Source organism: Reyranella sp. (genome assembly GCF_036558665.1).
Taxonomy (GTDB): domain Bacteria; phylum Pseudomonadota; class Alphaproteobacteria; order Reyranellales; family Reyranellaceae; genus Reyranella.
This window is the reverse complement of the sequence record NZ_DATBFE010000155.1, coordinates 1-5,849: the sequence shown is the minus strand read 5'-3', so window position 1 is coordinate 5,849 and position 5,849 is coordinate 1. Positions and strand designations below refer to the sequence as shown.

Genomic DNA, 5,849 nt, shown 5'->3' with positions numbered 1-5,849 from the left:
GATCACGTCGGGCGGATAGAAGGTCCCGGCGCGTTCGCAGGCATCGGCCCACATCGCGAATTGCATGTAGGAGTTGTCCGCGCCCCATTCCGGCCGATAGCCGAATTTCTTGTAGAAGGATTCGACGAATGCCTTGGCGACTGGATACTTGTCTTCGAGCGTCCACCAGAAATCGGTGGCCGCATAGACACCCTGGGTCAGCTCGGCGCCGACCTCGCGCGCCAGGAACGGCGTCTGATAGGGAACCACGAGCTTCTGCTTGCCGAGCACGCCGAACTGCTTGGCCTGCTGGATCGACAGGACCGCGTCATGGCCCCAGTTGATGTTGAGCAGGAAGTCGGCGCCCGAGTTGGCGATGTTCAGGAGATAGGAGCTGTAGTCCGGCGCACCAAGTGGCGCTACCTGGTTGGTGGCCGTCGTCCAGCCGCCGTTCTTGTTGAGAAACTCCTCCATCGACTTCTGCACGGTGTGGCCGTACGTGTAGTCCGGCGTCAGGTAGGCGGCCTTCTTGCCCTTGCCGAAGGCTTTCAGCAGGACCGGGCCGACGCCCGCGGCGGCCGTCTGACCATAGAAACACTCGCGGAAGCCGTAGCGCACGCAATCCTTGCCGGTCGTGTCGTTCGAGCCGGAGATGGCCGTCATGTAGAGCACCTTCTCGCGCTGCGCGAGCTTGTTCAGGGCCACCGCAACGGCGCTCGAGGTTCCGCCGGTGAACATTACCGCCTTGTTCTCGGTGATGAAGCGCGAAATGTTCTGCACCGCACTGTTCGGCTTGGCGCCGTCGTCGGCGATGCCATACTTCACTTCCTTGCCGAGCACGCCCTTGGTCGTCTTGGGCGAGATGGCCTTGATCAGCGGATGACCGCTGTTGATGTGCTCGATTGCAAGCTCGCAACCCTTGATCTCGTCCTCGCCCTGCACCGCATAGGTACCAGTGCGCGGGCAGGTGATGCCGACGTAGACCGACGAGCCGCTCGATCCATCGGGATAGGTCCCGATCGCCGGGTGGTCGTCCGCCAGCGCCGGAAGGGCCAGAAACGGCGAGGCCAACGACGCCCCGGCCAGCGCCGTACTCGCCTGCAACAGCCCACGCCGCGACAGGGCATTGGAATGAACACGCTGTGTCATCGCTTCCTCCTGTTGAGTGCATTCGAGTCTCGCGCTCGAATTGCGTACCGAAATTCCACGTCTCCAGACCAGCCTTCTCCAACCCACTGGACTGGACAGACTCGGGTTGGCCAAGTTGCGAGGGCAAGCGCTGCCGCGTCAATGCGACCTTGGTCGAAGGCCGGGCCGGGTCAGCACGTTTGGTACGAAAGCGTCCGCAGGCCCGGCTTCTGGCGGCGGCATCCGGCTGTCTAGATTGGCTCGCCGGGATCAAGAGTTGATCAGGATCGTTCGACGGTCCGACGCGCGATGTGCCAAGGAACGGAAATGCTCGACCGCAAGACCGAAAACGAACGCGTCGCTGGCCATGAAGCGCCACCGGGCGATCCCCAAGAACAACACACGCTGCGCCTCATCCTCTACGACGCGATTGCCAGCGAAGCGATGGGGACGCTGACCACGGGCGTCTTCCTGGCCGGATTCGCGGTCGCGCTCGGCGCCGACAACCTCGCCATCGGCGTGCTGGCGGCCGTTCCCTTCTTCGTGCAACTCCTGCAGATTCCCGCCACCCTCGTGGTCGAGCGCCTGCGTGCCCGCCGTGACGTCTGCGTCTGGGCAGCCGGCATCGGCCGTGTCTTTCTGCTCGGCGCGGCTGCCGCTCCCCTGCTTCCCACTGCAGCCGGCGTCGTGACGCTCATCGTCTCGCTCGCGATCTACCAGGGCATGGCCGCGGTCGGCGGCTGCGCCTGGAATTCCTGGATGCGGGATCTGGTTCCGGCATCGCAATTCGGCCGGTTCTTCGGACGCCGCACGATGGCGACCACTGCCGTTTCCATTGCGCTCGCCCTCGTCGGCAGCGTCCTGATCGACACCTGGAAAGCGCATGTCCCCGAGCATGCGGCCGCCGGCTATACGATCCTGTTCGCGCTGAGCGCCGCGATCGGCTTCCTCGGTGTCTATCTGTTGCGGATCACGCCGGACCGCCCGATGGCGCCAGTGGAGAAGATCGCCCATCCGATTGCCCTGCTCCTGGCGCCGCTGCGCGATGGCAACTTCCGGCGGTTGCTCTTCTTCCTGTCGTCGTGGAACTTCGCGGCGAATTTGGCCGCGCCCTTCTTCGCCATCTACATGCTGAAGACGCTGGACTATTCCCTGACGTCGATCCTCGGCCTCACGATCGCGAGCCAGCTCAGCAATCTCGCGGCTCTCGGACTGTGGGGCGCTCTGATCGACCGCTTCAGCAACAAGGCGGTGCTCGGCATCGCCGCGCCTCTGTTCCTTGTCTGCATCCTGGCCTGGACGATTACCGGCGTGAGCTGGATGCAGCCGATGCTGTTCTATTTCCTGATCGGCGTTCATATCCTGATGGGCCTGTCGACGGCGGGCGTCGGGCTCGCCTCCGGCAATATCGCGATGAAGCTGTCGCCGCCCGGACAGGCCACTGCCTATCTTGCCGCCAACAGCGTGATCACGGCGAGCTGCACCGCAGTGGCACCGATCCTGGGCGGCCTGTTTGCCGACTTCTTTGCCAGCCATCAGCTCACCCTCGCCCTCACCTGGAAGGGCGGCCAGGAAGACATCACGCTGCAGGTGCTCGACTTCCACTCCTGGACCTTCTTCTTCGGCATGGCTTGCCTCGCCGGCCTTTATTCCCTTCACCGGCTGTCGTTCGTCGAGGAACCGGCCGGCACGACCGACCGTCTCCTCCTGCGTCATCTGTTTCTCGAGGCGCGCCGGTCGGTCCACAGCCTCTCCAGCGCGGCCGGCCTTCTGCGCGTGGTGCGTCTGCCGCAGTGGCTCGTGCGGGCGTGAGACGCCTATGCCGCCGCGCCACTTGCTCGGCAACGATCAGTCGATTTCGGATCTGGCGGCTCGTTGAGACGACTGTGCTCGACCTTGCGAGATATCTCAGTCTTGCGGGGTGATTGCACGCCATCCGTCATCATGCAACGATTGGCAATTGAGGAGGAGTGGTGCCGTCTGTTAATCCGCAACCGGTCGTCGCGCAGTTGACGCGCGCCGCGATCTTTCTTGTCGTGACCGTGAACTCCCAGCCGGAACATCGTAGCGCCGTGCGGGCTTTTTGCGGAGATCTGGCTGCCCTTCTGCGTGCGGTAGGCTTTCGCGACCTCGAAGGCCGCCTGTCATGTGTCATGGGGTTTGGTTCGGATGCCTGGGATCGGCTCTTCGGAGATCCGAAGCCGAAGGAGCTGCATCCATTTCGCGAGATCCGCGGCGAGCATCATGCCCCGGCAACACCGGGCGACATCCTCTTCCATATCCGTGCCGCGCGCATGGATTTGTGCTTCGAGCTCGCGACACAGATCATGTCCCGGCTCGGCGACGCAGTCTCTCCGGTCGACGAAGTGCACGGCTTCACCTACTTCGACGAACGCGATCTTCTCGGCTTCGTCGACGGCACGGAAAACCCGACGGACGAGGCCGCTGTCGATGCCACGATCATCGGTGAGGAGGACGCCACGTTTGCCGGCGGGAGCTACGTGATCGTCCAGAAGTACCTTCATGATGTGAAAGCCTGGAACGCGCTACCCACCGAGCAGCAGGAAAAGATAATGGGCAGGACCAAGCTGTCCGACATCGAACTGGACGATGCCGTGAAGCCGACCTCCGCTCACAACGCCTTGACGACGATCGTGGAGAACGGAAAGCAGCTGGAGATCTTGCGGGACAACATGCCGTTCGGCGACGTGGGAAAGGGCGAGTTCGGCACCTATTTCATTGGCTACGCACGGTCCCCGCACAGGATCGAGCAGATGCTGATCAACATGTTCGTCGGTCGGCCGCCGGGCAACTACGACCGGCTGCTGGACTTCAGTCGCGCCGTCACCGGCACGCTGTTCTTCGTGCCGTCAACAACATTCCTGGAGAATGTCGCCGCCGAGAGCGCGACGCCATCCGCCGGTCCGCCGGCGGACGGATTCGGAACCGAGACGGCACGGTTACGACAGCCATCGTCCGATGGTTCGCTTGGCATCGGTTCTCTGAGGGAAGAGTCGACACATGAATAACCTTTACCGGGAACTTGCCCCGATCTCCGACGGCGCATGGGCCCAGATCGAAGAGGAGGCGTCCCGCACCCTCAAGCGCTACCTGGCGGCACGACGCGTGGTCGATGTGAAAGGCCCCAAGGGTTTCGAGTTCTCGGCGGTCGGCGCCGGTCATCTCCGGCAGATCGAAACGACGGGCGACGGAATACAGGCCGCGCAACGCGAGGCGAAGGCGCTCGTGGAACTGCGCGTTCCGTTCGAACTGGCGCGCCAGGCGATTGACGACGTGGAACGCGGCGCAAATGATTCGGACTGGTCGCCGTTGAAGGACGCGGCGCGCAAGATCGCCTTTGCCGAAGATCGAGCCGTGTTCGAGGGCTACGCATCGGCCGGAATCCAAGGCATCCGCCAAGGCACCAGCAATCCGATGTTGACGCTCCCGGCCGACGTAGAGGCCTATCCTGGCGCAGTGGCGGAGGCGGTAAGTCAATTGCGCCTCGCCGGCGTCAACGGCCCCTACGCACTCCTGCTGGGTGCGAAACCCTATACCGCCATGAGTGGAGGCAGCGATGATGGCTACCCGGTCCTCCAGCACATCCGGCGCCTTGTAGACGGCGAGATCGTTTGGGCCCCGGCCCTCGAGGGAGGCATGGTGGTGTCGACGCGCGGTGGCGATTTCGAGCTGCACATCGGCCAGGACATCTCCATCGGCTACCTCAGCCATACCGAAACCACCGTCACACTGTACCTGCAGGAGACCTTCACCTTCCTGCTGCTGACGGCAGAGGCCGCGGTGGTGCTGGCAGCTCCGCGCAAGCAGGGATGATCGCGGTACGCTACGGTTGAACCACGCGGTTTACGGTTCCGCCGAACTCCCGGGCAGCGAACGGCTCCGCGGATTGCCCGTTCAGCTCCGCGAGCCGTGCCAGCAGCCACGGCTCGGGCTGCCCGAAGCTCAGTCGGCGGACGGCAACGGGCGAGGACTTGAGCTGCGGCTGATGGCTGATCGGGTCGCGCGCGTACCAGGTGTGCTGGTTGGCTGACTGCGAGCCGTGGCCGTAGTGAAACGGCACGAACACCTCCCCGCGACGGACCGTATCGACCACCATCGCCACCCCTTCCCACCGCCCGTTCGGCGACGTGATCTCGACCAGGTCGCCGAGCCCGATCTCCAGGCGAGCGGCATCGGCGGGATGCATCTCGACATAGGGCAGCGGCGCTCGCTCGTTCAGCGCCACGGACCGGCCGGTCTTGGTGCGGGTGTGAAAATGATAGACCACGCGCCCGGTGATGAGCACGAACGGGTAGTCGTCGGAGGTCGGGTTCGGCTGTCGCCGCCAGTGCACCGGCCTCAGGAAAGCCTTGCCTTTGGGATCGATCCGCTCGTAGTCGCCACGGGTATTCTTGTTGCCGGTCAGGAAATCGGCACCGTAGCTTTCGCACTCGTCGATACCGGTCCAGAATTTGAGATCCTCATACAGGCGCTCGCAGCCGCGGGGGTGCCGCTCGTTGCAAGGCCAGCGGACCGCGCCCATTTGCAGGATCAATTCGTAGGTCATGCCGGAGTAGTCGCAGGGCCGGCCGCGCGACACCTTGCGCCATTCCTCGAACGCCTCCCTGGGCTCCCTGAAAGGGATCAGCGGCGCCTCATCGCGGTCCTTGAATCCCAGCCGGTTGGCGACCTCCACGAAAATATCGAAGTCGCTTCGCGCGTGTCCCGGTGGATCGACGGCT

The 5,849-nt window shown here is 63.9% G+C and carries 5 protein-coding genes; 3 read left to right on the top strand and 2 right to left on the bottom strand.

The features are described 5' to 3' along the window. On the bottom strand, positions 1 to 1,128 hold a 1,128-nt coding region (locus VH499_RS22885; RefSeq protein ID WP_332055082.1), incomplete at its 3' end, for a substrate-binding protein. Between the two features lie 306 nt (positions 1,129 to 1,434). Between VH499_RS22885 and VH499_RS22880 the strand changes: the two genes are divergently transcribed. The 3 genes from VH499_RS22880 (at position 1,435) to VH499_RS22870 (ending at position 4,941) form a co-directional block, all read left to right on the top strand. Beyond that, a complete protein-coding gene (locus VH499_RS22880) occupies positions 1,435 to 2,919 on the top strand; it encodes an MFS transporter (RefSeq protein WP_332055081.1) in 1,485 nt (494 codons plus the stop codon). Positions 2,920 to 3,080: 161 nt separating this feature from the next. Continuing rightward, positions 3,081 to 4,136 carry a Dyp-type peroxidase gene (locus tag VH499_RS22875; RefSeq protein ID WP_332055080.1) on the top strand — a complete coding sequence of 352 codons (1,056 nt, stop codon included), beginning with the start codon at positions 3,081 to 3,083 and terminating at the stop codon, positions 4,134 to 4,136. Further along, positions 4,129 to 4,941 carry a family 1 encapsulin nanocompartment shell protein gene (locus VH499_RS22870; protein WP_332055079.1) on the top strand — a complete coding sequence of 271 codons (813 nt, stop codon included), beginning with the start codon at positions 4,129 to 4,131 and terminating at the stop codon, positions 4,939 to 4,941. The genes VH499_RS22875 and VH499_RS22870 overlap by 8 nt, the downstream gene beginning before the upstream one ends. A 10-nt stretch (positions 4,942 to 4,951) precedes the next feature. Here the strand turns inward: VH499_RS22870 and VH499_RS22865 are convergent. Then, the coding region (locus tag VH499_RS22865) for a molybdopterin oxidoreductase family protein (RefSeq protein ID WP_332055078.1) at positions 4,952 to 5,849 on the bottom strand (898 nt) is incomplete at its 5' end.